This is a genomic window from Pseudomonas sp. B21-009 (assembly GCF_024749345.1).
Classification (GTDB): Bacteria; Pseudomonadota; Gammaproteobacteria; order Pseudomonadales; family Pseudomonadaceae; genus Aquipseudomonas.
Genome location: NZ_CP087199.1, coordinates 3,636,619 through 3,661,768 on the forward strand (window position 1 = coordinate 3,636,619; position 25,150 = coordinate 3,661,768).

Consider the following 25,150-nt stretch of genomic DNA (forward strand, 5'->3'; position numbering starts at 1 on the left):
CACGGCTAGGCCATCCGCGCCAGCAACAACTGGCGCAGGCGCGGGCCGAAGACGTTGATCAACAGCCCGGCCATCACCAGCAGCGCGCCCCAGCCTTGCAGCGGGGTCAGGCGCTCGTCCAGCAGCAAGGCCGAAGAGCTCAGGCCCACCACCGGCACCAGCAACGAAAACGGCGCCACCTTGCCGGCCGGGTAGCGCGACAGCAGATGGCTCCACAGGCTGTAGCCGAGCATGGTGGCGATAAACGCCAGGTAGGCCAGCGCCAGCACCGAGTTCCAGCCGATGCCGCGCAGCGAGCTTTCGATCCGCTCGGGGCCTTCCAGCCACCACGACAGCGCCAGAAACGGCAGCGGCGGTACCAACCCGCCCCAGATCACCAGGGCCACCAGGTCGATATTGCCGAAACGCCGGGTGATGATATTGCCCATGGCCCACATCGCGGCGGCGCACAGGGTCAGCAGCAAGGCGAAAAACGGCACGCTGGCGCCGTTTTCGCTGCCGATCAGGGCCAGGCCACCGGCGGCCACCAGCAAGCCCAGCACGCTGGCCGCGCGCAGCCGCTCGCCAAGGAAGATCGCGGCAAAAAACAGAGTGAAGAACGCCTGGGATTGCAGCACCAGCGACGCCAGCCCCGGCGGCATGCCATTGCCCATGGCCTCGAAGAGAAAGGCGAACTGGCCCAGGGAGATGGTCGCGCCGTAGGCAATCAGCCAGCGCCAGGGCAACTGCGGGCGCTTGACCAGCAGCACCGCCGGAAACGCCACCAGGGCAAAGCGCAAGGCGCCCAGCAACATCGGCGGCAAGCCATCGAGGCCGACCTTGATCACCACGAAATTGACGCCCCAGGCGACAATCACCACCAGCGCCAACAGCAAATCCTTTAACGGCATGCTTCCCTCAACGGCTTTGTAATATTTCGCAACAGCATAACCTTATGCACGAAATCATCGCAGCATCCATCGCGACGGATGGGTGCCGCAAAGCCGACACCTCCACTTGACTGTATTTGTATATACATGCTCATATCTGTTTCAGTCGCCCGCCTGCGTTCGGCTGGCGACCCGACCGCGACAACACAACAATAGGCGGAGATCCCGAGCAATGACCCAGGCCAATGCCTCGCGCAGCAAGCCCCTGATCGAGCGGCGCTCGATCGACTACATCCCGGAAAACGAACGACACGGACGCCTCTACAGCCAGTTCACCCTGTGGCTGGGTGCCAACCTGCAGATCACCGCAATCGTTACCGGGGCCCTGGCCGTGGTGCTCGGTGGCGATGTGTTCTGGTCGCTGATCGGCCTGCTGCTCGGGCAACTGGTCGGCGGCGCGGTCATGGCCCTGCACGCCGCCCAAGGGCCGAAACTCGGCCTGCCGCAGATGATCTCCAGCCGCGTGCAGTTCGGGGTGTACGGCGCGGCCATCCCGATTGCCCTGGTGTGCCTGATGTACCTGGGTTTCACCGCCACCGGCACGGTGCTCTCGGGCCAGGCCATCGGCCAGTTGCTGAGCGTCAGCGACAGCGCCGGCATTCTGATTTTCGCCGGGGTCATCGTCCTTGCCACGGTGTTCGGCTACCGCATGATCCACTGGATCGGCCGGGTGGCCAGCGTGCTGGGGATCATCGCCTTCGTCTACCTGTTCAGCCGCATCATGGTCATCAGCGACATCGGCCAGTTGCTGGAGAACCGCCACTTCACCTGGGCCTCGTTCCTGCTCGCGGTGTCGCTGTCGGCGTCCTGGCAGATCTCGTTCGGCCCTTATGTCGCGGATTATTCGCGCTACCTGCCGAGCAACACCTCATCGTTCAAGACCTTCCTCGCCGCAGGCCTGGGCTCGGTGGTCGGCGCCCAGGCGTCGATGGTCCTCGGGGTGTTTGCCGCGGCGATTGCCAACGGCCAGTTCTCCGGCCGTGAAGTGGCCTACATCGTCGGCCTGGGCGGTACCGGCGCCACCGCCGCGCTGCTGTACTTCAGCATCGCCTTCGGCAAGGTGACCATCTCGACCCTCAACTCCTACGGCAGCTTCATGTGCATCGCCACCATCATCAGTGGCTTTCGCGGGCACATCGAAGTCACCCGCCGCCAGCGGCTGTTCTTCGTCCTCGCCATCGTTGGCGCTTCGACGTTGATCGCCCTGCTCGGCCAGCATTCGTTCCTGGCTGCGTTCAAGTCGTTCATCCTGTTCCTGCTGACCTTCTTCGTACCCTGGAGCGCGGTCAACCTGGTGGACTACTACTTCATCACCAAGGAGCGCTACGACGTGCCGGCGCTGGCTGACCCCAACGGCCGCTACGGGCGCTGGATCCTGCCTGGCATCATCGTCTACACCATCGGCGTGCTGGTGCAGATGCCGTTCATTTCCACCAAGCTCTACACCGGCCCGATGGTTGCCCACCTGGGGGGCGTCGACCTGTCGTGGATCATCGGCCTGGTCGTACCGAGTGTGCTGTATTACCTGGTCGCACGGCGCAAGGCCGCCGAAGCCCCGGCGCAAATGATCCTGCCGCAAACCAGCCAGTCCTGAAACAAAAAGGCCGAGCCCCGTCACCGGGGCTCGGCCTGTTTTTGTTCCTGCCCTTCATAGCTTGGCGATCGACACCTCGGTGGATTTGACGAAGGCAATCACTTCGCTGCCGACCCGCAGCTCCAGCTCGTGCACCGAGCGGGTGGTGATCACCGAGGTGACGATGCCGGCGGAGGTCTGTACGTCGATTTCCGATACCACCGGGCCTTCGATGATCTCCTTGACCGTGCCTTTGAACTGATTGCGTACGTTGATCGCCTTGATGGTCATGTGCTGCTTCCTCGTCCTGGGGTGCACTGCCGCGCAGTGCTTGAGGTGCAGATTGCTCTCGAGCGAATAAAATTAAAAAGAATAAATAATTACGAATATAGAACAAAACGAAATATACAAATCGACATATCGAAAGACCCAAACGTTATTTATTTTCAGTTTTTTAGATCCTTTAGCATCGGTACCACCCTCATCGAGCAAGTGAGCGCCACCTTTGCACCGCACTCCATCGACCCCTTTGCACATCGCCCGGGAACTGGCCAGCGAGTTCGCCCGCAGCGCCGTCGAGCGCGACCGCCAGGGCGGCACGCCCAAGGCTGAACGCGATGCCATCCGCAGCAGCGGCCTGCTGGCCTTGAGCATCCCTCGCGAGTTCGGTGGGCTGGGCGCCAGCTGGAGGCAAACCTTCGAGGTGGTTCGTGAATTCGCCCGGGTCGACAGTTCCCTGGCCCACGTGTTTGGTTTTCATCACCTGATGCTCGCCACCGTGCGCCTGTTTGCCACGCCCGCGCAGTGGCAGCCATGGTTCGAACTGACCGCGCGCAAGAGCTGGTTCTGGGGCAATGCCCTCAACCCGCTGGACACCCGCACGGTGGTCAAGGACCGTGGCAGCTTTCGCGAGTTCTCCGGTAAAAAAAGCTTCTGCTCCGGCGCCAGCGATTCAGAGATGCTCATCGCCTCGGCGGTGGACGAGAGCGCCGGCGGCAAGCTGCTGATTGCGGCGATCCCCAGCGGGCGCACCGGCATCACCCTGCACAACGACTGGCACAACATGGGCCAGCGCCAGACCGACAGCGGCAGCGCCAGCTTCGAACGGGTGCGGGTGGAAGAAAGCGACCTGCTGCTCGACCCCGGTCCCTTGAGCACGCCGTTCGCCTGCCTGCGGCCGCTGATTGCCCAGCTGCATTTCGCCAATATCTTCCTCGGCATCGCCGAGGGCGCTTTCGAAGAGGCCCGGGATTATGCCCTGCGCGAGTCGCGGCCATGGTTCAAATCGCTCGCCGAACAGAGCAGCGCCGACCCGTATGTACTCAAGCATTTCGGCGACTTCTGGGTGCGCCTGCAGGGTGCGCGGCTGCTGGTTGACCAGGCCGCCCAGGAGCTGGACCAGGCCTGGGCCAAAGGCGCAGCGCTGAGCGCCGAACAACGCGGGCGCCTGGCGGTGAGCATCGCTACCGCCAAGGTCGCCGCCAGCCGCGATGGCCTGGAGATTTGCAGCAAGGTGTTTGAAGTCACCGGCGCCCGCGCCACCCAGGCCTCGGTGGGCCTCGACCGGCACTGGCGCAACCTGCGCACCCAGAGCCTGCACGACCCGCTCGACTACAAGCTGCACGAACTCGGTGAATGGGCCCTGCGCGGGCAATTGCCGACTCCGACCTTCTACTCATAGTGTGACCGCCATGCAATTGTTGACCCTACCGCCCTCCCCGGCCCTGGCCACCTCGATCCGCGCCACCGCGCAGGTGTTCGAAGACCCCAAGTCACGGGCCTTGCTGGCGCACCTGCAGCGGGTCGCGCCGAGTGAAGCCAGCGTGCTGATCATCGGCGAGACCGGCACCGGCAAAGAGCTGGTCGCCCGGCACATCCACAACCTCAGCGGCCGGCGTGACAAGCCGTTCGTGGCAGTCAACTGCGGAGCGTTTTCCGAATCGCTGGTCGAGGCCGAATTGTTCGGCCACGAAAAAGGTGCGTTCACCGGCGCCCTCAGTGCCAAGGCCGGCTGGTTCGAAGAAGCCAACGGCGGCACCTTGTTCCTCGACGAGATCGGCGACCTGCCGATGCCGATCCAGGTCAAGCTGTTGCGCGTGCTGCAGGAGCGCGAAGTGGTACGCCTGGGCTCGCGCAAGAGCATTGCCATCGATGTGCGGGTACTGGCCGCTACCAACGTGCAGCTGGAAAAAGCCATCAACGCCGGGCACTTTCGCGAAGACCTGTACTACCGCCTCGACGTCGTCAGCCTGGAACTTGTGCCACTGCGTGAACGCCCGGGCGACATCCTGCCGCTGACCCGCCACTTCATCCAGGCCTACAGCCAGCGCCTGGGCTATGGCCAGGTCAGCCTCAGCAGCGAGGCCGAAGCCAAGCTGCGCAGCTACGGCTGGCCGGGCAACATCCGCGAGCTGGAAAACGTCATCCATCACACCTTGCTGATCTGCCGTGACGGCGTGATCCGCCAGGAGGACCTGCGCCTGTCGAACATGCGCATCGAACGCGCCGACGACAGCCCCGGCAGCGATGATTCGGCGGAAGGCTTGCTGGCGCGGGCTTTCCAGAAACTCTTCGAACAACCTGGCGGCGCCTTGCACGAGAAGGTCGAGGACGCACTGTTGCGCGCGGCCTACCGCTTCAGTCATTACAACCAGGTGCACACCGCCAACTTGCTCGGCCTGAGCCGCAACGTCACCCGCACCCGGCTGATCAAGATGGGCGAACTGGCGGTGAATCGACGGCAGCCCGGGGGCAGTACCCAGGGCGAGCGGGTGCTGAATTTGTCGATCTAATGGCCTTATCGCTGGCAGGCTCTGTGTACACCAAACCTGTGGGAGCCGGCCTTGCCGGCGATCGAGCGCGCAGCGCTCGCAATCAGCGATAAATCTCACTCCCCGCATCCGCCGCCAACGTGCGAAACACCAGCGCCGAAGCCATGCACAGCAGCGCCCCGACGCCAATCACCAGGGCGATATCCGCCACCGCCACTTGCTGCTCACCTTTCAAGCTCATCAACACACTGAGCAGTGAAGCAGCCACCCCCACCGACAAGCTCATGGTCAACTGCACCGTCGCCGCCGACAGGCTGCTGGCGCGGCTGTGCAGTTCGGCGGGTACGTCGGCATAGGTCAGGCCACCCATGGCGCTGAACTGCAAGGAGCGGATCAGGCCGCTGGCGAACAGGATCAACACCACCAGCCAGTACGGCGTGTCGAGGTTGAAACTGGCGCAGGCGCCCAGGCTCAAACCGGTGAACAACGCATTGATACTCAAGGTGCGGCGAAAGCCAAAGCGGCGCACGATACGCACCGCCAGCAGCTTGACCACAAAGGCGCCGACACCCCCGGTGAAGGTCAGCAAACCGGCATGCAAAGGGCTTAAACCAAAGCACAGCTGGAACAACAACACCATCAAGAACGGCTGCGCCGCCGTGCCCAGGCGAAACAGGTTGCCACCCCAGAAACTCACGGCAAAACTGCCTACGCGCAAAGGCGAAAAGTCCAGCAGCGGCTGGGCGCAACGCCGGGCATGGCGCACATAGAGCAGCGCTGTTATTAGCCCGATCAGCAGCAACAGCAGCACCCAGCGCCGTGCCAGCAAGCCATGGCCGAGCGCCTCGAAGCCGAACACCAGTGACGCCAGGGCCACACTGGCCAGCAGCAAGCCGCGCAGGTCCAGGCGTTGCTGGCTGTCGCCGGGGTAATCGGGAATATGCCGCAGCACCAGGTACACCCCGAGCACGCCGATGGGCAGGTTGACCAGAAAAATCCACTGCCACGGCAGCAGCGTCACCAGCAGACCGCCCAGCGGCGGCCCGAGCATCGGCCCCACCAGTGGCGGGATGGTCAGGTAGGACATGTTGCGCAGCAGCTGCTCGCGCGGCGACCAGCGCAGCAGGATCATCAAGCCCACCGGCACCATCATCGCCCCCGCCGCGCCCTGGCACAGGCGCGCCAGGCACAGCTGCAGCAACGACCCGGCCAGGGCGCAAGCCAGCGACGACAGGGTGAACAACACTATCGCCAGCACGAACACCCGCCGCGGCCCGTAGCGGTCCGCCGCCCAGCCGCTGACCGGCACTGCCAGGGCCGCGGCAAGCATGTACAGCGACACCACCAGGTTCATGCGCACACTCGGCGCGCCGAACTCGCTGGCCATCTGTGGCAATGCGGTCATGACCACGGTGGAGTCGATCAGCTCCATCAGCAACGCACAGCCGATGATCATCGGTACCCGCCGTGATTGCCCGGTGCTGTGGGTCAACAGCGGCGCCTGCAAACTGCCCACCTCAGAACAAGCCCGACGTCGGCGGCGGCGTGCCGGTCAGTTGCCAGGCACCCACCGCTGCGGCCTTCCAGTGCCGCGGGTTGTGGTTGGCGACCGTGCGTGCGTTGCGCCAGTGGCGGTCGAGATTGTGGCTGCGGCCGGTGGTCGAGGCGCCGCCGACGTCAAACAGCAACTCGGCAGCCTTGAGCGCGGACTCGGCGGCAATGTACTGGGCCTGGGCCACGTCGATGGCGGCCTGGTCGACCTGTTGCGGGTCAAGCCCGCTGGCCCAGGCGCGGTCGATCGACGCCGCCGCGCGCAACACCACGGCTTCGGCGCTAAAGGCACGGGCGGCGATCTCGCCGACGATGAGCTGCACGTAAGGGTCATCCACCGAACGCGCGGCGCTGCTGTGCTTGATCGGCCGCGCATGCTCGCGGGCAAAGCGGCTGGCGTCGTCCAGCGCATTGCGGGCGATGCCGGCCTGCACCGTGGCCAGAAACAACTGCAGGAACGGCGTGACGATGGTGCGCTTGCCCTCCTCCACCGTGCGCGTGCGGATCTCGTCGGCGTACACCACGACATCATTCAGGCGCGTGGTGCCGCTGGCAGTCAGGCGCTGGCCCATGGCGTCGAAATCGTCGAGCAACTCCAGGCCCTGGCGCTCGCGCGGCAGCACGAACGACACCGGCTGATCGTTTTCATCCAGAGCCACGGCGCTGACCCAGTCGGCGTACAGGGAGCCGGTGCTGTAGTACTTGCTGCCGCTGGCGCGGTAATGCTCGCCGTCACGCACGATGCGCGCACTGATCGCGCCATTGGCGCCGCCCACTTCCCAGCCGGCATTGCCCAGCACCGCGCCTTGCAGGTAGCGGGCGAACCAGCGCTGGCGCTCGGCCTCGGCGCCGTCGGCGGTTGACGACAACAAGCCTTCGATAAAACCAAAGCCCGGGCGCAGCGCCTGGGCGACGTTGGAGTCCACCGAGGCGATGCGCAGCAGCAGGCCGATCACATCGCTGACACTGCCACCCGGGCCGCCGTATTGCTCGGGTATGCGGCAGGTGTAGAGCCCGGCCTGGGCAATCTGGCGTACCGCCTCATAGGGCAGCTGGCGTTCGCGCTCACGTTGCGCGGCGCCGGCGGCAATCAGCGGTAGCAGGTTTTCGGTGTTGCCTTTGAGGTCGTCGAGGTTGCGACGCTCAATCGGGGGGACTGCGGATAAACCAGGCATGGACTTTCCTTGTGCAAATCAGGCGATCAGATCGCCAGGCGGAGAAATTCGAAACTGACCTTGCGACCGCTTTCCAGGTGTGGAATGGCGTCAAGCAAGGCACGGGTATAGGGGTGTTGCGGACGGTCGAAAACATCGCGCACGGCGCCGCTTTCCACCGCCACGCCGTCTTTCATCACCAGCACCTGGTCGCTGACGTGGTTGATCACCCCCAGGTCGTGGGAGATGAACAGGCAGGCCAGGCCCAGGCGCTGTTTTAGGTCGTCGAGCAGTTCGAGGATCTGCGCCTGTACCGACACATCCAGCGCCGACACCGGCTCGTCGCACACCAGGATCTGCGGCTGCGCGGCCAGGGCGCGGGCAATGGCGATGCGTTGCCGCTGGCCGCCCGACAGCTCGATCGGGCGCCGCTCCAGCAGGCTTTCGTCAAGGCGCACCAGGGTGAGCAACTCGACGGCCTGCGGGCGCCACTGCGCGCGCAGGTGCCCGGCTACTTGCAGCGCCTCGTACAACACCCGCTGCACGGTGTAGCGCGGGTCGAAGGAGCTCAGCGGGTCCTGGAACACCACCTGGATGCTGCGGCGAAGCGCGCGTTTCTCCTGGTCATCGAGTTGCAGCCAGGGCCGGCCCTTGATCTGGATCGCGCCGCTGTCGGGGGTTTCCAGGCCGAGGATCATCCGGGTCAGGGTGGTCTTGCCCGAGCCCGACTCGCCGACAATGCCTAAGGTGCGGCCCTTGTGCAGCTGCAGCGAAACCTTGTCGACCACGGTGCGCAAGGCGCCGTCCGGGCCCTTGAAGGCCTTGCTCAGTTGCTGCACCTGCAACAGCGGCGCGCTGGTTTCCACCACCGGCGGCGCCACGGCCGCAAGTTTTGCTGCCTGCGGCCGGCGAAAATGCACGGCGGCGCCGGCCTTGAGCAGGTACTGGGTGTAGGGGTGCTGCGGGTCTTGCAGCACCGCCTCGACACTGCCCTGCTCGACGATCACGCCGTTGTGCATCACTGCCACTCGGTTGGCCAGGCGCGAGACCACCGCCAGGTCGTGGCTGACAATCAGCATCGCCGTGCTGTCGCCGCGCAGGGATTCGAGCAGGCTCAGAACCTGGGCCTGCACCGTGGCATCCAGCGCCGTGGTCGGCTCGTCGGCGATCAGCAGGCGCGGGTTGCAGGCAATCGCCGAGGCGATCAGCGCCCGTTGGCGCAAGCCGCCGGAGAGCTGCCAGGGGTACTGGCGGGCGCGCAGCTCAGGCTCCGGTACACCGACCGCGCGCAGCAGTTCCAGCACCCGTGCCTGACGCTGTTCGCGGTTCAGCTCGCTGTGTAGTTGCAGCGGCTCGGCAATCTCCTTGCCGACCGGGCGCAGGGGGTCGAGCGAGCCCAGGGCGTCCTGCATGACAAAACCGATTTGTGCGCCGCGCACCCGGCGCCAGGCGCGCTCGTCGAACTGGCGCAGGTCCTGCCCGGCAAAGGTCAGGCGGCTGGCCTGCAACTGCGCATGGGCTCCGGTGAGCCCGGCCAGGGTGCGCGAAGTGACGCTCTTGCCCGAGCCCGACTCACCCACCAGCGCCAGGCATTCGCCCTGCTGCACGGTGAAGCTGATGCCCTTGAGCACCGGCACGCCCTGGCCGAAGCGCACCTGCAAGTCGCTGACCTCGATCAGCGGCGCGGGGTGTTGAAGAACAGCGTTCATAGGCGTTTACCTTCGTTGCGGCGCAGCAGTTCGCGGCCGATGGCGGTGATCGAAACCACGGTGAGGGTGATGGCCAGGGCCGGCCAGGCCACCAGCCACCAGGCGTTGGCCAGGTAGTTGCGGCCGATGGCGAGCATGCCGCCCCATTCCGGCTGCGGCGGTGGCGCGCCAAAGCCAAGAAAGCTCAGGGCGGCGCCGGCAACGATGGTGCTGCCGATGCCGATGGTGGCGAGAATCAAAATCGGTTTGATCGCATTGGGCAGCACGTGCCGCCAGATCACCTGCCGTCGTGGCAAGCCCAGGGTGGTGGCCGCCTCGACGTAGCCGGCATTGCGCACCACCAGGGTTTGCGCCCGCACCAGGCGCGCATAGCGCGGCACGCTGGCGATGCCCACGGCGATGATGGTGTTGAGCGCGCCCTGGCCAAAAAAGGTGATGATCACCAGCGCCAGCAACAGGTCGGGAAAGGCCAACAGCACATCGACCAGGCGCATCACCGCGCCGTCGACCAGCCGTGGGCCGAGGCCGGCCAGCAGCCCGAGCACGGTGCCCAGCAGCAATCCCAGCGCCGTGGCACTCAGGCCCAGTACCAGCGACGGGCGCACCGCGTAGACCAACCGCGCGAGGATGTCGCGGCCGTTCTCGTCAGTGCCCAGCCAGTGCAGGCTACCCGGTGGCTGGAACGCCTGGCGGGCGTTGGCATCAAGCGGGTCGGCGGCCACCAGCCAGCCTGGCTGCAGCGCCGCCAGCAGCAAAAAGACGACGAACAGCGCCGCCAGCACCAGCCCCGGGCGCACCGCCAGTGGCCGGCGCCTGGCAAAACGCGCCGGGGCCGGGATCAGGCCGCTGACTGGCAGCACCGCTGCCGTTGAATTGATCGGCGCCATCGGGCACCTCCATGAACTGAACGTTAGGGAGCCGGGTTAGGGATCTGCCGGTGGATCTGCTCGATGCGCGCCAAGGCTTCGCTACCCAGCTTCACCTGCAATGCGCCGAGGTTGTCGGCCAGTTGCGCCAGGCTGGTCTGCCCGGTCAGTGCGCTGCTGACAAACGGCTTGTTGATCACATAGGCCAGGGCCAGTTGCGCCGGGCTGATCGAAAGCTCCTGCGCCAGCGCCACATAGGCAGCGATAGCCTGATGGGCGCCGGGGCTGTCGTAGCGGTTGAAGGTGCGGTACACCGACGACAGCCGCGAGCCCTGTGGCAAGGCACCATTAAGGTACTTGCCGGTCAGGGCGCCGAAGGCCAGCGGCGAATAGGCCAGCAAGCCGATGTTGTCGCGCTGGCTGAACTCCGACAGGCCGCCCTCGTACAGGCGGTTGAGCAGGCTATAGGGGTTCTGGATGCTGACGATGCGCGGCAGGTTCTGCTCACGCGCCTGGCGCAAAAACTCGGCCACGCCCCACGGGGTTTCGTTGGACACGCCGATATGGCGGATCTTGCCGGCGGCGACCTGATCGGCCAGCACCTGCAAGGTCTCGGCGATGCTCACGGTTTCGCGGTCATCCTCGACATAGGGGTATTCGCGCTGGCCAAAAATATTGGTGGTGCGGTCCGGCCAGTGCAGTTGGTAGAGGTCCAGGTAATCGGTTTGCAGGCGCTTGAGGCTGCCGTCCAGGGCGGCGACGATATTGGCCCGGTCGTGGCGTGTAAGCCCCTCACGGATATGCGCGCCGGCCCCCGGCTGGCGTGCCGGGCCGATGATCTTGCTGGCCAGCACCACCTCGGCACGCCGCCCGCTGTTCGCCAGCCAGCTGCCGATGAAGCGCTCGGTGCTGCCCCAGGTTTCGCCGTGGGTCGGCGTTGGGTACATCTCGGCGGTATCGATCAGGTTGATACCAGCGGCCAGCGCCGCGTCGAGCTGGCGGTGGGCATCGCTTTCGCTGTTCTGGTGGCCCCAGGTCATGCTGCCCAGCCCCAGCACGCTGACCTGAATGTCGCTGTGGCCCAATCTACGTTTGATCATGCTCGCTCCGTATCGAAAGTAAAAAGCTCAAACCGCTTCGGCGGCGCGCTGGTACTGGCTGGTCGGGTACGGCAGGCCGAGGTGCTCGCGCAAGGTGCTGCCCTGGTATTCACGGCGGAACACCCCGCGCTGTTGCAGCAGCGGCACCACCTGGTCGACGAACACCTCGACGCCGGAAGGGAACATGTCCGGCATGATGTTGAAGCCATCGGCAGCGCCGGCACGGAACCAGTGCTCAAGGCTGTCGGCGACCTGTTCCGGGGTGCCGACGATCAGCCGGTGGCCGACCAGGATGCGCCGCGACAGTTCGCGGATGGTCAGGTTCTCGCGCCGCGCCAGGTTCAACTGAGCTTCGAGAAAACCGTGGGAGCCGCGCTCGAAATCCGCCACCGGGCCAATCCGTTCCCAGGGCAACGGCGCATCCAGCTGCAGCTCGCTGACCGCCAGGCCCACCCGCGCCGCCACCTGGTTGATCAGCCCTTCTTCGCCGTACCAGGCGTTGAGCTCGTCGAAACGCGCCTGGGCCTCGGCCTCGCTGCTGCCGATTACCGTTGACAACCCCGGCATGATTTTCAGGTGCTCGGGGTTGCGCCCCCACTGGCGGGCGCGCTGTTTCATTTCCTGATAGAACGCCTGGCCGTCGACCAGGGTGGTCTGGGTGGTGAAGATCGCATCGGCATAGCGCGAGCCGAGGGCCTTGCCGCCTTCGGAAGACCCAGCCTGCACCAGCACCGGCCGGCCCTGGGGCGAGCGCGGCAGGTTGAGCGGGCCCTTGACCGAGAAGTGCTCGCCGACAAAGTCGATGGCATGCACCTTGGCCGGGTCGGCAAAACGCCCACGGCGGGCATCGCCGATCACCGCGTCATCTTCCCAGCTGTCCCACAATTTAAGGGTGACATCGATGAACTCATCGGCCCGGGCATAACGGTCGACATGCCGCGGCGCACCGGCCAGGCCGAAGTTCTGCGCGGCGGCATCACCGGCATTGGTGACCACGTTCCAGGCCGCGCGGCCGCCGCTGATATGGTCCAGCGAGCTGAAGCGCCGGGCCAGGTTATAGGGGTCGTTGTAGGTGCTCGAGGCGGTGGCGATCACGCCGATATGACGGGTGGCCAGGGCCACGGCGGTGAGCAGCACGGTGGGCTCCAGGCGCCCGGCTGGATGCTGGCCAACATCGCCGATCAGCGCCGGGCCGTCGGCGAGGAAGATCGCATCGAGCTTGCCGCGTTCAGCGATGCGCGCGATGTTGCTGTAGTACTGGTGATCGAGATAGGCATTGGCCGGCACCTCGGCCTGGCGCCAGGCACCGGAGTGGGCGCCGAAACCGAGGATGTTCATGCCGATGCTCATGTGTTTTGCAGGCTGGCTCATGGCAACTCCTTGAGTGGGGTCAGACCGCGCTGGCTTCATCGCGGGCGGCGTTATCCTGGGCGTGCAACTGGCGCCAGGCGGCACCAGGGCTGATGCCGTTGAGGTAGTAATTGCCCAGCGCCCGCTCGCGGTAGATCGCCGGGTTGTGCGAGGCCAGGGTGCGGGCGTTGCGCCAGTGCCGGTCGAGGCGCCGGGCCTGGCTGGTGGCCGAGGCGCCGCCGACTTCAAACAGCAAGGTGGTGGCTTCGAGCACCTGCTCGAGAACGATCTGCTGGGCCTGGTAGGTGCGAATGTCGGCCTCGACGTAATGCGCCTCGCCAATCGAACCGTCGAGCTCGGCTTCATGCACGGTCTGCAGCACCTGGGCGACATCCAGCACCAGGGCCTGGGCGGCATAGGCCAGGCTCGACAGACGACCGATCACCCGCTGCACCAGCGGGTCGTCCTTGGGGCTGGACTGGCCCGGCACGCCAAAGGCGCGGGTGCGGCCCTGGACGAAGGCCACGGCATCGCGCTGCGCAGCGCGGGCGATACCGGCCAGGGTCGCCAGGTGGTACAGCTGGTAGAAGGCCGACAGGTAGGATTCGGCGCGCAGCTCGCCGGGCTTGAAGCGCCGCAGCACCTGCTGCGGCGGCACCGCGACATTGGCAAAACGGGTAGTGCCGCTGCCGCTCAGGCGCTGGCCGAAACCGTCCCAGTCATCTTCCAGGCTGACCCCTGGCGCCGTGGTCGGCACCACCACGCTGACAAAATCCTCGTCGAGCATGGCCACCGCCGCCACCCAGTCGGCATAGATGGCGCCGGTGCAGTAGTACTTCTCGCCGTGCAGCAGCCAGCCGGCCTCGGGCGCCTGCGGGTCGGCAGCGCGCAGGCGCACCGAATTGCCGGTGGTGTCGGTGCGTTCGGCCATGGCCGCGCCCCACAACTGCCCCGCCGCCACCTTGGCCAGCCAGTGCTGTTGCGAAGCGGCATCGCCACTGGACAGCCGGCCTTCGACAAAACCGCAGTGGGCGCGAAAGATTTGCGGCAGGTTGGAGTCGGCTTCGGCCAGGTCGATCAGCAGGCGAAACAGCACCGGCAGGCTGGCCTGGGCGCCGTTCAATGCCTGGGGTACGCGCAGGGCGCCAAAGCCGGCTTCGCGTAGCCAGGCCACCGGCTCATGGGCCAGGGTGCGTTGCTGCTCGCGCTCGACCGCACCTTCGGCAATGCGGGCAAACACCGGGGCAAAGCGCGCCTGCAGGTTTACGTAGTCCTGGCCTGCGTGGTTCGCAGCCAGGGCTGTTGGCAGTTCATGGGCACTCATGGCTGGTCCTTGAGATTCGGGTTCATAGGCTTTTGCTGCGCGGGTCGACCCAGTGGTTGATCAGGTCGACGAGAAAGTTGACGAGCACATAAATCGCCGCCGCCAACAGGGTGATGCCCAGCAGCAAGGGCATGTCCTTGGTCACGGCGGCGTCGAGCATCAAGCGGCCGATGCCCTGGCGGGCGAAGAGCATTTCGATGATCACCGCACCGCCCAGCAAGCTGGCGAAAACAAAGCCCGACAACGTCACCAGTGGCACCAGGGCATGGCGCAAGGCATGCTTGAGGCGCACGCCGGTCTCGGACATGCCGCGGGCGCGGGCCATGGCGATAAACGGCTGTTCGAGGATGTCTTCCAGCTCCTGGCGCAGTACCTGGGTCAGCACCGCGGCAATCGGCAGGGCCAGGGCCAGGCTCGGCAATATCAGCGCCTGCCAGCTGTTGGAACCGGATGGCGGCAGCAGGTGCCAGCCGAACGAAAACACCAGCAACAGCACGATGCCGATCACGAACGACGGCGCCGACGACAGCACCAGTTCAGTGCCGGACACCAGCGAGCGCACCCAGCGCGGCCGGTTGGCGGTGAGCACCGCGCAGCTCACCGCCAGCACAATCGACAGCAAGGCGGCGGCCAGCGACAGCTGCACGGTGGCGCCCAGCTGGCTGCCGATTACCTGCAGCACCGGGATGCGCAAACGGTATGACTCGCCCAGATCGCCCTGGGCCAGGCGCGCCAGGTACTGGCCGTACTGCACCCACAACGGCTGGTCGAGGCCGTATTCGGCGCGCACCTGGGCGATCAGCTCGGCGCTGGGCATGGCGTCGGGGCCGCCGAGAATCGCCAGGGCCGGGTCGCCGGCACTGAGGTTGATGGCCAGGAAGGTCAGGGTCGCCGCGCCCCAGAGCACGCCGATGCCGGCCAGCAGGCGCCAGGCCAATCGTTGCAAGCTAGTCATTTGCCCTCCGGGTCGAACCAGACACTGGTGAAAAACGGGGTGTTGTGCGAAGTGTCGAAAATCAGCCCCTTGACCTGCTTGCGGTAGGCCAGCAGCACATGGCTCTCGAACACCGGCACCGCCGGGATGGTCTGCGCCAGGCGCTGCTGGGCGATGCGATAGAGGTCGTTCAGCGCCACCGGGTCGGTAGTCCGCCGGGCCGCGCTGAGTACCCGGTCGAGCTCGGCATCGCGAAAGCGCCCGGCGTTCTGGCCGATCAGCTTGGCGGTGCTGATTGCCTGGCTGTGATAGAGGATGTACAGGCCATCGGGGGTGTTGGTGTGCCAGTAGCCGCCGCCGATCAGCTGAAAATCACTGGCGTAACGGCGCTGGGTGACCTGGGCCAGGGGCAGCAGGTCGATGTCGATCTTGAGGCCGATCTTCTTCAGGTCGGCCTGGATGGCCACGGCGATGCTGCTCGGGTAGGCCGCGGTTTCGTAGGTCAGCAGGTGCGCGGCCAGGCGCTGGCCGTTCTTGACCCGGTAACCCTCGGCGTCGCGCTCGCTCCAGCCGGCCTGGTCGAGAACGCGGTTTGCCTCGGCGACGTCATAGGCCAGCACATCCTTGAATGCCGGGTCGTAGTAACGGGTGTTGGCGGCGAGAAAATCACCCTTGGCCAGGTACTCGCCAAAACCGGTGATCCAGGCCAGGCCGTCGCGGTCGATGGCCTTGGCCACGGCGCGGCGCACCTGCACGTCGTCGAAGGGAAAGCGCTCGACGTTGAAGGTCAGGCTGCGAAACGGATTGGCCTTGCGAATCCGGCTGCGCATCTGCAAGTCCGGGTTGTCACGGATGGCCCGGGCGTTCTGGGTCGGGGCGTCGACGGTGAAGTCCGACTGGCCGGCTTCCAGGGTGCTGAAGCGGATCATCGGCTCGGGGACGATGCTCAGCTCAAGGCGATCGAGGTAGGCCTCGCCCTGGTGGCGGGTGACTGCGGGCGCCCAGTTGTAGCCCTTGCGCTTGACGAAGTTGGCGCCCTGGTCGCGGGTGTAGCTTTCCAGCACGAAGGGCCCGGAGCCGATCGGGTGTTCGGCAATGGTCTTCGGCGCTTCAAGGATCTGCCGGGGCGAGATCATGCTCAGCCACGACTGCGCCAGCACATCGAGGAACGGCGAATACGGCTCGCGCAAGTGCGCTTCGAAGGTGTACTCATCGACGATGCGCCCGTCCACGTAGGGGGCGATGTAGGCAGCGGCCAGCGGCGATTTGGTCGCCGGGTCGCGCATGTGTTCAAGGTTGACCTGCACGGCACGGGCGTTGAATTTCTCGCCATCGCTGAAGGTCACGTCGTCGCGCAGGTGAAAGGTGTAGGTCTTGCCGTCGTCGGAGATCTCCCAGGACTTGGCCAGCCACGGCGAGATATTGCCCTGCTCGTCCTGGTACAGCAGGCAGTCGAACAGAATGCGCCCCAGCCACTGCACATTGCCGTGGGAAATCGAATGCACGTCCAGCGTCGTGGTGTCGGAGGCCGTCGACACCCGCAGGGTGCCACCGGGCTTGCCCGGGGCGGCCTCGTAATAGTCCTGCGCGGCATAGCTCAAGGTGCCGTTGTGTAGCGTGCCGTCGATGCCACTGCTGCCCTGCCCCGGCGTTGGCTCCACCGGTTTGCAGGCGCCCAGGGCCAGCAGCACGCCAAGCACGGCGGGCACGCCCAGCCTTGCGATTACTCTCATGCGGTTCTCCTGCAGGTGCCGCGCGAACGGCACCCGCCCCTGGCTCAGAAGTTGTAGGCAATCCCGGTGTAGGCGCCGAAGCCGTCACCCGGGTACAGCGAGGCGGTGTCCTGGCCCTTGGCGTCGTAGCTGGGCACCAGGGCGGTGACGTAGTCCTTGTCGGTGAGGTTCTTCAGGTCCAGGTACACCTGCCAGGTCTTGTTCGGCGCGTCGTAGCCCAGGCGTGCGCCCCACAGGGTGTAGGACGGCGCGTAGAAGCTGTTGGCGTAGTCCACCGCCGTGCTCGATGCCGAGCGCACGTTGATCCCGGCGTAAAAGCCGTTGGCGTACTGGTAGAACAGCTCGCCCTGGTAGATGTGCTTGGGCAGGCCCGGCAGCTCGTTCTTGCTGAACAGCGGGTCGTTGCGGTAGTGAAAGTCGTTGAGGGTGTAGGCCTGGCGCCAGCTCAGCACATCGCCGTTATCGCGTTGCCAGAGCTTGGTGGTCAGCCCCGCCTCGATGCCCTGGTGGATGGTCGGGCTGGCGTTGGAGGTCGAGACCACCGCGGCCGAAGTGTTGGTGGCCGGGAGGATTTCGACGTTGAGCAGTTCGTCCTTGATCCACGATTTGTACAGGGTCAGGCTGCCGTCGAAAATGTCCGAACGCCCGCGAATCCCCAGTTCAACCGTGTTGGCGCTTTGCGGCACCAGGGTCTTGGCGAAGTTGGTGGTCACCCCCGAGCCGGAACTGGACCAGGAGCTAGGCGGGTCGATCGAGCGGCTGACGTTGCCGAACACCTGTACGTCCGGGGTCAGGTAGTAACGCAGGCCGAGCCGTGGCGCCAGTTTCCATTGCTGGTAGCGGTAGTGGCTGGGGATGCCGCTGGTGTTGGGCCGGTCGCTGAAATTGACATCGACATTGCGTTTGACCTCAATGGCCGAGAGGCCCGTGGACAGGTACAGGTTGTCGGTCAGGCCGAGGTCGTTGCCCAGCGAGAACACATGGTCGAACGAGCCGTCGTACTCGACCTGCTTCTGCAACCGGCCCAGGTCCTTGTCGCCGCTGTAGGTGCGCACCCCGGAGCGGATGTGCTGGGTGCTGCTCCAGCCGACCGTGGTGGTGCTCGGCAGGCCAAACAGCTGGTCGCTGCGGGTGTACTTGAGCGAGTAGTTGATGTCGCGCCAGTCCCAGTAGTTGGGGTTGACCGTGCTCTTCTTGCTGAGGATCTGCGGGTAGTTGTGATAGACCAGCCCGGCCACCAGGGTCGAATCGTCATCGAAGTTGTAGGTGGTCTTGCTGCCGACCCAGGTCGAGCCTTCCTTGGTCGAGTCGCCGCGGGTGGCGCGGGTGCTGGGGTTGGTTTGCGAGGAGTTCTTCTTCAGTTGCGCCAGGGTCAGGGCCCCGGAGTTCTCGTGGTATTCCTCGCGGTAGCGGATGTACAGGCGGGTTTCCAGCTTGGGGTTGAAGCGGTAGCCGAAGTTGCTCACCACGCCCTTGGCCTTGGTGAAGGTGAAGTCCTGGTAACCGTCGCGCTTGGAGTTGTCGACACTGATGAAGTAGTCGGCATTGCCAGCCACGCCACCGGTGCTGAGGGTCTGCTTCTGCCAGCCGAAACTGCCGCCTTCGACCTTGATGCGGTTGCCCGGCGCAGTGAGGCCGGAGTTGGTAACGAAGTTGATCGCCCCGCCCAGCGACAAGGCGCCGTATTCGAAGGCGTTGGCACCGCGCAGTACCTCGGTGTAGCTCAGGCCCTGGGTGTCGAGCAGCTCATAGGGCGTGCCGCCGGCGCCGGTCAGGGCCAGGCCGTCGAAGAGAAACTTGGTGCCTTCGCGAAAGTAGCCAGGCGATGTGTTGGCGCCCGAGCCGCGAATGGAAATCTTGATCGCATCGTTGCCGCCGGCCGCCTGCGCATACACCCCCGGCTGATAGGCCAGGGTGTCTTCGAGGGTGGCCGAGCGGCCCTTCTCCACCTCGGCCTGCTGGACCAGCCCGGTACCGCCGGGGATCTCGTCCAGTTGCGCCTGCGCCGCTTCTACCGGGGTGGCTTTGGCGGCCTGGACGGTAACCGTCTCCAGGCGTTTTTCAGTCTGTGTGGCGTCTTCGGCCTGGGCCAGCGGCGCCAGGCTCAACAGGGCGGCGCCGACGCTGGCCAGCTTCCAGTCCTTGCCTACTACTTTGGTCGAAGATTTGGATAAAACGGATGTTGCCCGAGGCACGAAATTCAAGGTCTTGCTCCCCACCTGATTAAAAAATAGGCGAGTTTCTATTGGTATAGTCAATCTCGAAGGGAGCTGTTGCAGCGTCCGTGCCAACCACAAAATCCCTTGAAATCCTTGGGTTTGAGCGGTTTCAAAGGTTTAAACAATTGTTCGAATTGCCGGTATCTGTCCAACTGCTGTTGCCTGGCGAACAGTTGATCATGGCCCAGGCCTTGATAGATCCTGTCGATAGACCTATCAACAAGGTCGATTAGTCCCACATTCCGTACGGGAATACACTAGCGCGCATACGTCCGCTTAAAACCCTGCGCCAGACAGGGACCTGCGACACACCGAGCTTCGACACCCCAGCCAACTGCGCTTGCGACGCCTTGTTGCCGGGCATGCCTATGCCCGCAGCTTTGTGCAGCCGATAAGAATGAGGAGATACCCATGGGACTTGGCAGACGACAGTTTTTCAAGCTGTGTACCGCCGGCGTCGCCACCGCCACCTGTGCAAGCCTGGGCTTTGCCCCGGGCGTGGCCCAGGCGACCCAGTCGCGCCAGTACAAGCTGCTGCGCGCCAAGGAAACCCGTAACAACTGCACCTATTGCTCGGTCGGTTGCGGGATTCTCATGTACAGCCTCGGCGACGGGGCCAAGAACGCCAAGGCGCGGATCTTCCATATCGAAGGCGACCCTGATCATCCGGTCAGCCGTGGCTCGCTGTGCCCCAAAGGCGCCGGCCTGGTCGACTATGTGCACAGCGAACAGCGCCTGCTCTACCCCGAATACCGCGCACCGGGCTCGGACAAATGGCAGCGCATCAGCTGGGACCACGCCATCGAGCGCATCGCCCGGCTGCTGAAGGACGACCGCGACGCCAACTTCATCGAAAAGAACGCCAAGGGCACCACGGTCAACCGCTGGCTCAGCACCGGCATGCTCTGCTCGTCGGCGGCCAGCAGCGAAACCGGCTCGCTCGACCAGCGCTTCACCCGTGCCCTGGGCATTCTCGGCACCGACAGCCAGGCGCGGGTCTGCCACGCGCCGACGGTTTCGGCCCTGGCGCCGACCTTTGGCCGTGGCGCCATGACCAACAACTGGGTCGACATCAAGAACGCCAACGTTGTGCTGATCATGGGCGGCAACCCCGCCGAGGCGCACCCGGTGGGCTTCAAGTGGGTGATCGAGGCGAAGATCCGCAACGGCGCCAAGGTCATCGTCGTCGACCCGCGCTTCAACCGCAGCGCCGCGGTGGCCGACATCTACTCGCCGATCCGCGCAGGCTCCGACGTGACCTTCCTGATGGGCGTGGTCAACTACCTGATCAGCCACGACAAGATCCAGCACGAATACGTACGCCACTACACCAACGCCAGCCTGATCGTGCGCGAGGACTACCACTTCGACGACGGCCTGTTCAGCGGCTACGACGCCAACAAGCGCAGCTACGACCGCAGCTCCTGGACCTACGAGCTCGACAGCAAGGGCTACGCCAAGCGCGACCTGACCCTGCAGCACCCGCGTTGCGTGTGGAACCTGCTCAAGGCCCACGTCAGCCGCTACACCCCGGAGATGGTCACCAACGTCTGCGGCACGCCGAAAGATGACTTCCTGAAGATCTGCGCGATCCTTGGCGAAACCAGCGCCCCGGACAAGACCGCGACCTTCCTCTACGCCCTGGGCTGGACCCACCACACCAACGGCGCGCAGATGATCCGCGGCTCGGGCATGATCCAGCTGCTGCTGGGCAACATCGGCATGGCCGGTGGTGGCGTCAACGCCCTGCGCGGCCACTCCAACATCCAGGGCTACACCGACCTGGGCCTGCTGTCGCTGCGCCTGCCTGGCTACATGAACCTGCCGTCCGACGAGCAGACCGACATGGCCACCTACCTCAAGCAGGTGACGCCGGTGGCGCTGCTGGAGGATCAGGTCAACTACTACAAACACACGCCGAAATTCTTCGTCAGCCTGATGAAAAGCCTTTGGGGCGACAAGGCCACCAAAGACAACGACTGGGGCTTCGACTGGCTGCCCAAGTGGGACGACAGCTACGACGTGCTCAACTTCAGCAACCGCATGTACGAAGGCAAGGTCAACGGCTACATCGCCCAGGGCTTCAACCCGGTGGCGGCCTTCCCCGACAAGAACAAGGCCCAGGCAGCGCTGGCCAAGCTCAAGTTCCTGGTGATCATCGACCCGCTGGCCACCGAGACCTCGAGCTTCTGGCAGAACCACGGCGAGCAGCATGACGTCGACACCGCGGCGATCCAGACCGAAGTGTTCCGCCTGCCCTCCTCGTGCTTTGCCGAGGAAGACGGTTCGATCGTCAACTCCGGGCGCTGGCTGCAGTGGCACTGGGCCGGCGCGGCGCCTCCGGGCGAGGCCTGGCACGATGGCAAGATCCTCGGACACCTGTTCCTGAAGATCCGCGAGCTGTACGAAAAGGAAGGCGGCGCCAACCCGGCACCGATCCTCAATATGGCCTGGGACTACGCCGACCCGCTGGACCCCAAGCCCGAGGAAGTGGCCAAGGAGTCCAACGGCCGCGCCCTGGCCGACCTGCACGACGAGCAAGGCAAGCTGATTTTGCGCAAGGGCCAGTTGCTCAGCGACTTTTCGCAGTTGCGTGACGACGGCACGACCCAGTGCTTCAACTGGATCTTCGCCGGCTCCTGGACCGAACAGGGTAACCAGATGGCCCGCCGCGACAACGCCGACAGCGGCCTGGGTTGCACCCCGGGCTGGGCCTGGGCCTGGCCGCAGAACCGGCGCATCCTCTACAACCGCGCCTCGGCCGACCCGCAGGGCAAGCCGTGGGATCCGAAACGCAAGCTGATCGGCTGGGACGGTGTGCGCTGGAGCGGCGTCGACGTGCCCGACTTCGCCGTCAGCGCCGCCCCCGGTGGCAAGGTCAACCCGTTCATCATGCTGCCCGAAGGCCTGGGCCGGCTGTTCTCGGTCGGCGCCATGAACGACGGGCCGTTCCCCGAGCACTACGAGCCGACCGAAAGCCCGCTGGCGAGCAACCCGCTGCACCCGAACGTGACCTACAGCCCGACCGCGCGGCTGTACGAAAGCGACCGCCAGCGCATGGGCAAGCGCGAAGAGTTCCCCTACGTGGCGACCACCTACTCGATCACCGAGCTGTTCCGCCACTGGACCAAGCACGCGCGGTTGAACGCCATCGTCCAGCCCGAGCAGTTCATCGAGATCGGCGAGAAGCTCGCCGCTGACAAGGGCATCGTTCAGGGCGACCTGGTCAAGGTCAGCACCAAGCGTGGCTACATCAAGGCCAAGGCTGTGGTGACCAAGCGCATCCGCCGCCTGGCCGTCGATGGCCAGGATGTCGACACCATCGGCATTCCTTGCCACTGGGGTTACGAAGGCAGCACGCGCAAGGGCTTCCTGGCCAACACCCTGACCCCGGGCATCGGCGAGTCGAACACCCACACGCCGGAGTACAAGGCGTTTCTCGTGAACATTGAAAAGGTCTGAGGGCGAATACCATGTCCATGCAATCCCAAGACATCGTCCGCCGCTCAGCCACCAACGTGCTGACCCCGGCGCCGCACACCCGCGATCACCAGGCCGAAGTGGCCAAGCTGATCGACGTGAGCATCTGCATCGGCTGCAAAGCCTGCCAGGTGGCCTGCAACGAGTGGAACGACCTGCGTGACGAGGTCGGCCACAACGTTGGCGTGTACGACAACCCGGCCGACCTGTCGGCCGAAACCTGGACGCTGATGCGTTTTGATGAAGTCGAAGATGAAAGCGGCAAGCTCGAGTGGCTGATCCGCAAGGACGGCTGCATGCACTGCGCCGACCCCGGCTGCCTGAAAGCCTGCCCGCAACCGGGAGCGATCATCCAGTACGCCAACGGCATCGTCGATTTTCAGTCCGAGCACTGCATCGGCTGCGGCTACTGCATCGCCGGCTGCCCGTTCGATGTGCCGCGCATCAGCAAGAAGGACAACAAGGCCTACAAGTGCACGCTGTGCGTCGACCGCGTGTCGGTCGGCCAGGAGCCGGCCTGCGTCAAGACCTGCCCGACCGGGGCAATCAACTTCGGCAGCAAGCAAGACATGCTGCACCAGGCCAGCGAGCGGGTCACCGAGCTGCAGGGCCGCGGCTTTGCCGGGGCGGGAATCTACGACCCGCAAGGCGTTGGCGGCACCCACGTGGTTTACGTGCTGCAGCATGCCGACAAGCCGCAGCTGTACCACAAGCTGCCCACCGACCCGCGCATCAGCAACGCCATCCAGGGCTGGAAAGGCTGGATGAAACCGGTGGCCGCGGCGGCGTTCTTCGCCACCCTGGCCGGCACCCTGTTCCATTACATCGGCGTCGGCCCCAACGAAGTCGATGAACAGGACCAGAAGATCGAAGAGGATACCCACGCATGAACAAGGACAAACTGATCCTGCGGACGCGCTTCATCGAGCGCGCCAGCCACTGGTTCATGGTGATCTGCTTCTTCGCCGTGGCGCTGTCGGGGCTGTCGTGGTTCTTCCCCTCGCTCAATGGCCTCAACGCGGTGTTCGGCACCCCGCAGCTGGCGCGCATCCTCCACCCGTTTTTCGGCGTGGTGGTGTTTTTGCTGCTGATGTTTCTGTTCGTGCGCTTCGTGCGCTACAACCTGCCGGAACGCGAAGACCTGCAGTGGTTCAAGAACGTCAAGCAAGTGCTGGCCGGCAAGCATGAGCCGGCGCTGAACATCGGCAAGTACAACGCCGGGCAGAAGATCCTGTTCTGGGGCATCATGGCCCTGATCAGCCTGCTGCTGCTCAGTGGCGTGGTGATCTGGCGGCCGTACTTCGCGCCGCTGTTCAGCATCCCGACCATCCGCATCGGCTTGCTGGTGCATGCACTGGCCGGCATCAGCCTGATTCTGCTGATCATCGGCCATGCCTACCTGGCATTCTGGGTCAAGGGTTCGATCCGCGGCATGCTCACCGGCTACGTCAGCCGCAGCTGGGCCAAGACCCACCACGACCGCTGGTACCGCCATCTGAACAGCAAGCAAGGCAAAGCCGGGAGCGACAAATGAGCAGCATCCAGATGACCCCGGTGCAGACGCCCAGCGGTGGCGTCAACGAGATCGTCGCGGTGCTGCTGCCGTCGCTCAAGGACCGTTACTCAAAACGCGCGGCGCGCCTGCGCCAGCTGGCCGACGGCCACGCCATGGGCGATTACCTGGGGTTTTGTGCTGGTATCGCCGAGGCTCAGCAGCAACTGCTTGCCACCCTGCCACTGCCTGAAGCGCTGGCGGCCGGGTTGGCGGCGCGCCTGGACGCCGGCCGGGCGCCGCTGGCAAGCGCAGAGTACCCGCGCGACGCTTACTGGCAGCAACTGCTCGGCGCCTTGATCGAGGCACTGTACGGCGACGCCACGCCAGCGGTGCGCAGCACCCTCGACGCCTTGCACGGCTACTCGCCAGCGCAACTGGAAGAGCGCGCCAGCGCCTTGCTGGCCGGTAGCTACGAGCAGGTCGACAGCGGCCAGGCGCTGTTTCTCTGGAGCGCGCTGTCGCTGTACTTCACCCAGCTGGCCAATGCCCTGCCGGCTTCGGCCAGGGCCTCGCTGGGCGAACAGCGCCAGCACTGCCCGGTGTGCGCCAGCGCGCCGGTGGCCAGCGTGATCATGAACGGCGCCCAGGCCGGCCTGCGTTACCTGCATTGCAGTTTGTGCGAGAGCCGCTGGCACATGGTTCGGGTAAAATGCAGCAACTGCGAAGCCACCGGCGCCCTCGACTACTGGTCGCTGGAGCGTCAGGATGCCGCGATCAAGGCCGAGAGCTGCAACGACTGCCACAGCTACCTGAAAGTGCTGTACCCGGAAAAGGACCGCGACCAGGAAGTGCTGGCCGATGACCTCGCTTCCCTGGCGCTGGACGCCGAAGTGGAGCGCGAGGGTTATGGGCGCAGTGGTGTCAGCCCGTTTCTGTTTCCCGGCTGATAAAGCTATCGCGGG

At 65.1% G+C, this 25,150-nt stretch carries 19 protein-coding genes; 7 read left to right on the forward strand and 12 right to left on the reverse strand.

Annotated elements, in window-relative coordinates; genetic code table 11:
• Nucleotides 1-5: 5 nt before the first annotated feature.
• On the reverse strand, nt 6-890 hold the full coding sequence (locus LOY34_RS16550; protein ID WP_258663583.1) for an EamA family transporter: 885 nt from the start codon (nt 888-890) through the stop codon (nt 6-8).
• A 211-nt stretch (nt 891-1,101) separates the two neighbouring features.
• Between LOY34_RS16550 and LOY34_RS16555 the strand changes: the two genes are divergently transcribed.
• Nucleotides 1,102-2,523 (forward strand): cytosine permease, encoded by a 1,422-nt coding sequence (locus LOY34_RS16555; protein WP_258663585.1) that lies wholly within the window; start codon nt 1,102-1,104, stop codon nt 2,521-2,523.
• A gap of 54 nt (nt 2,524-2,577) precedes the next feature.
• Here the strand turns inward: LOY34_RS16555 and LOY34_RS16560 are convergent, their stop codons facing one another.
• Complete coding sequence (locus tag LOY34_RS16560) at nt 2,578-2,793, reverse strand: molybdopterin-binding protein (protein ID WP_010227092.1); 216 nt, start codon at nt 2,791-2,793, stop codon at nt 2,578-2,580.
• Between the two features lie 214 nt (nt 2,794-3,007).
• On the opposite strand from LOY34_RS16560, the gene LOY34_RS16565 reads away from it, so the two are divergent.
• Together LOY34_RS16565 and LOY34_RS16570 are read left to right on the forward strand one after the other, a co-directional pair.
• A complete protein-coding gene (locus LOY34_RS16565; protein WP_123566204.1) occupies nt 3,008-4,183 on the forward strand; it encodes an acyl-CoA dehydrogenase family protein in 1,176 nt (391 codons plus the stop codon).
• A gap of 10 nt (nt 4,184-4,193) precedes the next feature.
• Nucleotides 4,194-5,294 (forward strand): sigma-54-dependent Fis family transcriptional regulator, encoded by a 1,101-nt coding sequence (locus LOY34_RS16570; protein ID WP_093381322.1) that lies wholly within the window; start codon nt 4,194-4,196, stop codon nt 5,292-5,294.
• Between the two features lie 82 nt (nt 5,295-5,376).
• On the opposite strand, the gene LOY34_RS16575 is transcribed toward LOY34_RS16570, so the two are convergent.
• The 10 genes from LOY34_RS16575 to LOY34_RS16620 form a co-directional block, all read right to left on the reverse strand.
• Entirely contained in the window at nt 5,377-6,729 is a 1,353-nt protein-coding gene (locus tag LOY34_RS16575; RefSeq protein ID WP_258665120.1) for an MFS transporter, read from the reverse strand.
• Nucleotides 6,730-6,790: 61 nt separating this feature from the next.
• Complete coding sequence (locus LOY34_RS16580; protein WP_195884528.1) at nt 6,791-7,999, reverse strand: acyl-CoA dehydrogenase family protein; 1,209 nt, start codon at nt 7,997-7,999, stop codon at nt 6,791-6,793.
• Between the two features lie 26 nt (nt 8,000-8,025).
• Nucleotides 8,026-9,687 (reverse strand): ABC transporter ATP-binding protein, encoded by a 1,662-nt coding sequence (locus tag LOY34_RS16585; RefSeq protein ID WP_195884529.1) that lies wholly within the window; start codon nt 9,685-9,687, stop codon nt 8,026-8,028.
• Nucleotides 9,684-10,574, reverse strand: a complete 891-nt coding sequence (locus tag LOY34_RS16590; RefSeq protein ID WP_093381314.1) for an ABC transporter permease — start codon at nt 10,572-10,574, stop codon at nt 9,684-9,686. The genes LOY34_RS16585 and LOY34_RS16590 overlap by 4 nt, the downstream gene beginning before the upstream one ends.
• 23 nt (nt 10,575-10,597) lie before the next feature.
• The gene (locus tag LOY34_RS16595; RefSeq protein ID WP_195884530.1) at nt 10,598-11,653 is read right to left on the reverse strand and encodes an NADP(H)-dependent aldo-keto reductase; all 1,056 of its coding nucleotides are present in this window, start codon (nt 11,651-11,653) and stop codon (nt 10,598-10,600) included.
• A gap of 27 nt (nt 11,654-11,680) precedes the next feature.
• Nucleotides 11,681-13,024, reverse strand: a complete 1,344-nt coding sequence (locus LOY34_RS16600) for an LLM class flavin-dependent oxidoreductase (protein ID WP_195884531.1) — start codon at nt 13,022-13,024, stop codon at nt 11,681-11,683.
• A 19-nt stretch (nt 13,025-13,043) separates the two neighbouring features.
• The gene (locus LOY34_RS16605) at nt 13,044-14,327 is read right to left on the reverse strand and encodes an acyl-CoA dehydrogenase family protein (RefSeq protein WP_195884532.1); all 1,284 of its coding nucleotides are present in this window, start codon (nt 14,325-14,327) and stop codon (nt 13,044-13,046) included.
• Nucleotides 14,328-14,349: 22 nt separating this feature from the next.
• Nucleotides 14,350-15,282 (reverse strand): ABC transporter permease, encoded by a 933-nt coding sequence (locus tag LOY34_RS16610; RefSeq protein ID WP_093381307.1) that lies wholly within the window; start codon nt 15,280-15,282, stop codon nt 14,350-14,352.
• On the reverse strand, nt 15,279-16,994 hold the full coding sequence (locus LOY34_RS16615; protein ID WP_258663589.1) for an ABC transporter substrate-binding protein: 1,716 nt from the start codon (nt 16,992-16,994) through the stop codon (nt 15,279-15,281). The genes LOY34_RS16610 and LOY34_RS16615 overlap by 4 nt, the downstream gene beginning before the upstream one ends.
• Nucleotides 16,995-17,038: 44 nt before the next feature.
• Nucleotides 17,039-19,126, reverse strand: a complete 2,088-nt coding sequence (locus LOY34_RS16620; RefSeq protein WP_195886018.1) for a TonB-dependent receptor domain-containing protein — start codon at nt 19,124-19,126, stop codon at nt 17,039-17,041.
• Nucleotides 19,127-19,624: 498 nt separating this feature from the next.
• Here LOY34_RS16620 and fdnG point away from each other — a divergent pair, with 498 nt between their 5' ends.
• Genes fdnG through fdhE form a run of 4 tightly spaced genes read left to right on the forward strand, consistent with a single transcriptional unit; the run spans nt 19,625 to nt 25,135 of the window.
• Nucleotides 19,625-22,675: a formate dehydrogenase-N subunit alpha gene (gene fdnG / locus LOY34_RS16625; protein ID WP_093381301.1), complete on the forward strand. Its 3,051-nt coding sequence runs from the start codon at nt 19,625-19,627 to the stop codon at nt 22,673-22,675.
• Between the two features lie 17 nt (nt 22,676-22,692).
• Nucleotides 22,693-23,583 (forward strand): formate dehydrogenase subunit beta, encoded by an 891-nt coding sequence (gene fdxH, locus LOY34_RS16630; protein WP_275559268.1) that lies wholly within the window; start codon nt 22,693-22,695, stop codon nt 23,581-23,583.
• Entirely contained in the window at nt 23,580-24,227 is a 648-nt protein-coding gene (locus tag LOY34_RS16635) for a formate dehydrogenase subunit gamma (protein ID WP_195884534.1), read from the forward strand. The genes fdxH and LOY34_RS16635 overlap by 4 nt, the downstream gene beginning before the upstream one ends.
• Nucleotides 24,224-25,135, forward strand: a complete 912-nt coding sequence (gene fdhE / locus LOY34_RS16640) for a formate dehydrogenase accessory protein FdhE (protein ID WP_195884535.1) — start codon at nt 24,224-24,226, stop codon at nt 25,133-25,135. The genes LOY34_RS16635 and fdhE overlap by 4 nt, the downstream gene beginning before the upstream one ends.
• Nucleotides 25,136-25,150: the final 15 nt, after the last annotated feature.

Bases quoted from the DNA above. Each gene is read 5' to 3' on its own strand.
- LOY34_RS16575 (WP_258665120.1), bottom strand. From the start codon at position 6,729: ATGATCATCGGCTGTGCGTTGCTGATGGAGCTGATCGACTCCACCGTG.
- fdhE (WP_195884535.1), top strand. From the start codon at position 24,224: ATGAGCAGCATCCAGATGACCCCGGTGCAGACGCCCAGCGGTGGCGTC.
- LOY34_RS16560 (WP_010227092.1), bottom strand. From the start codon at position 2,793: ATGACCATCAAGGCGATCAACGTACGCAATCAGTTCAAAGGCACGGTC.
- LOY34_RS16590 (WP_093381314.1), bottom strand. From the start codon at position 10,574: ATGGCGCCGATCAATTCAACGGCAGCGGTGCTGCCAGTCAGCGGCCTG.
- fdxH (WP_275559268.1), top strand. From the start codon at position 22,693: ATGCAATCCCAAGACATCGTCCGCCGCTCAGCCACCAACGTGCTGACC.
- LOY34_RS16555 (WP_258663585.1), top strand. From the start codon at position 1,102: ATGACCCAGGCCAATGCCTCGCGCAGCAAGCCCCTGATCGAGCGGCGC.
- LOY34_RS16550 (WP_258663583.1), bottom strand. From the start codon at position 890: ATGCCGTTAAAGGATTTGCTGTTGGCGCTGGTGGTGATTGTCGCCTGG.
- LOY34_RS16580 (WP_195884528.1), bottom strand. From the start codon at position 7,999: ATGCCTGGTTTATCCGCAGTCCCCCCGATTGAGCGTCGCAACCTCGAC.
- LOY34_RS16635 (WP_195884534.1), top strand. From the start codon at position 23,580: ATGAACAAGGACAAACTGATCCTGCGGACGCGCTTCATCGAGCGCGCC.
- LOY34_RS16585 (WP_195884529.1), bottom strand. From the start codon at position 9,687: ATGAACGCTGTTCTTCAACACCCCGCGCCGCTGATCGAGGTCAGCGAC.
- LOY34_RS16610 (WP_093381307.1), bottom strand. From the start codon at position 15,282: ATGACTAGCTTGCAACGATTGGCCTGGCGCCTGCTGGCCGGCATCGGC.
- LOY34_RS16570 (WP_093381322.1), top strand. From the start codon at position 4,194: ATGCAATTGTTGACCCTACCGCCCTCCCCGGCCCTGGCCACCTCGATC.
- LOY34_RS16605 (WP_195884532.1), bottom strand. From the start codon at position 14,327: ATGAGTGCCCATGAACTGCCAACAGCCCTGGCTGCGAACCACGCAGGC.
- fdnG (WP_093381301.1), top strand. From the start codon at position 19,625: ATGGGACTTGGCAGACGACAGTTTTTCAAGCTGTGTACCGCCGGCGTC.
- LOY34_RS16595 (WP_195884530.1), bottom strand. From the start codon at position 11,653: ATGATCAAACGTAGATTGGGCCACAGCGACATTCAGGTCAGCGTGCTG.
- LOY34_RS16615 (WP_258663589.1), bottom strand. From the start codon at position 16,994: ATGAGAGTAATCGCAAGGCTGGGCGTGCCCGCCGTGCTTGGCGTGCTG.
- LOY34_RS16600 (WP_195884531.1), bottom strand. From the start codon at position 13,024: ATGAGCCAGCCTGCAAAACACATGAGCATCGGCATGAACATCCTCGGT.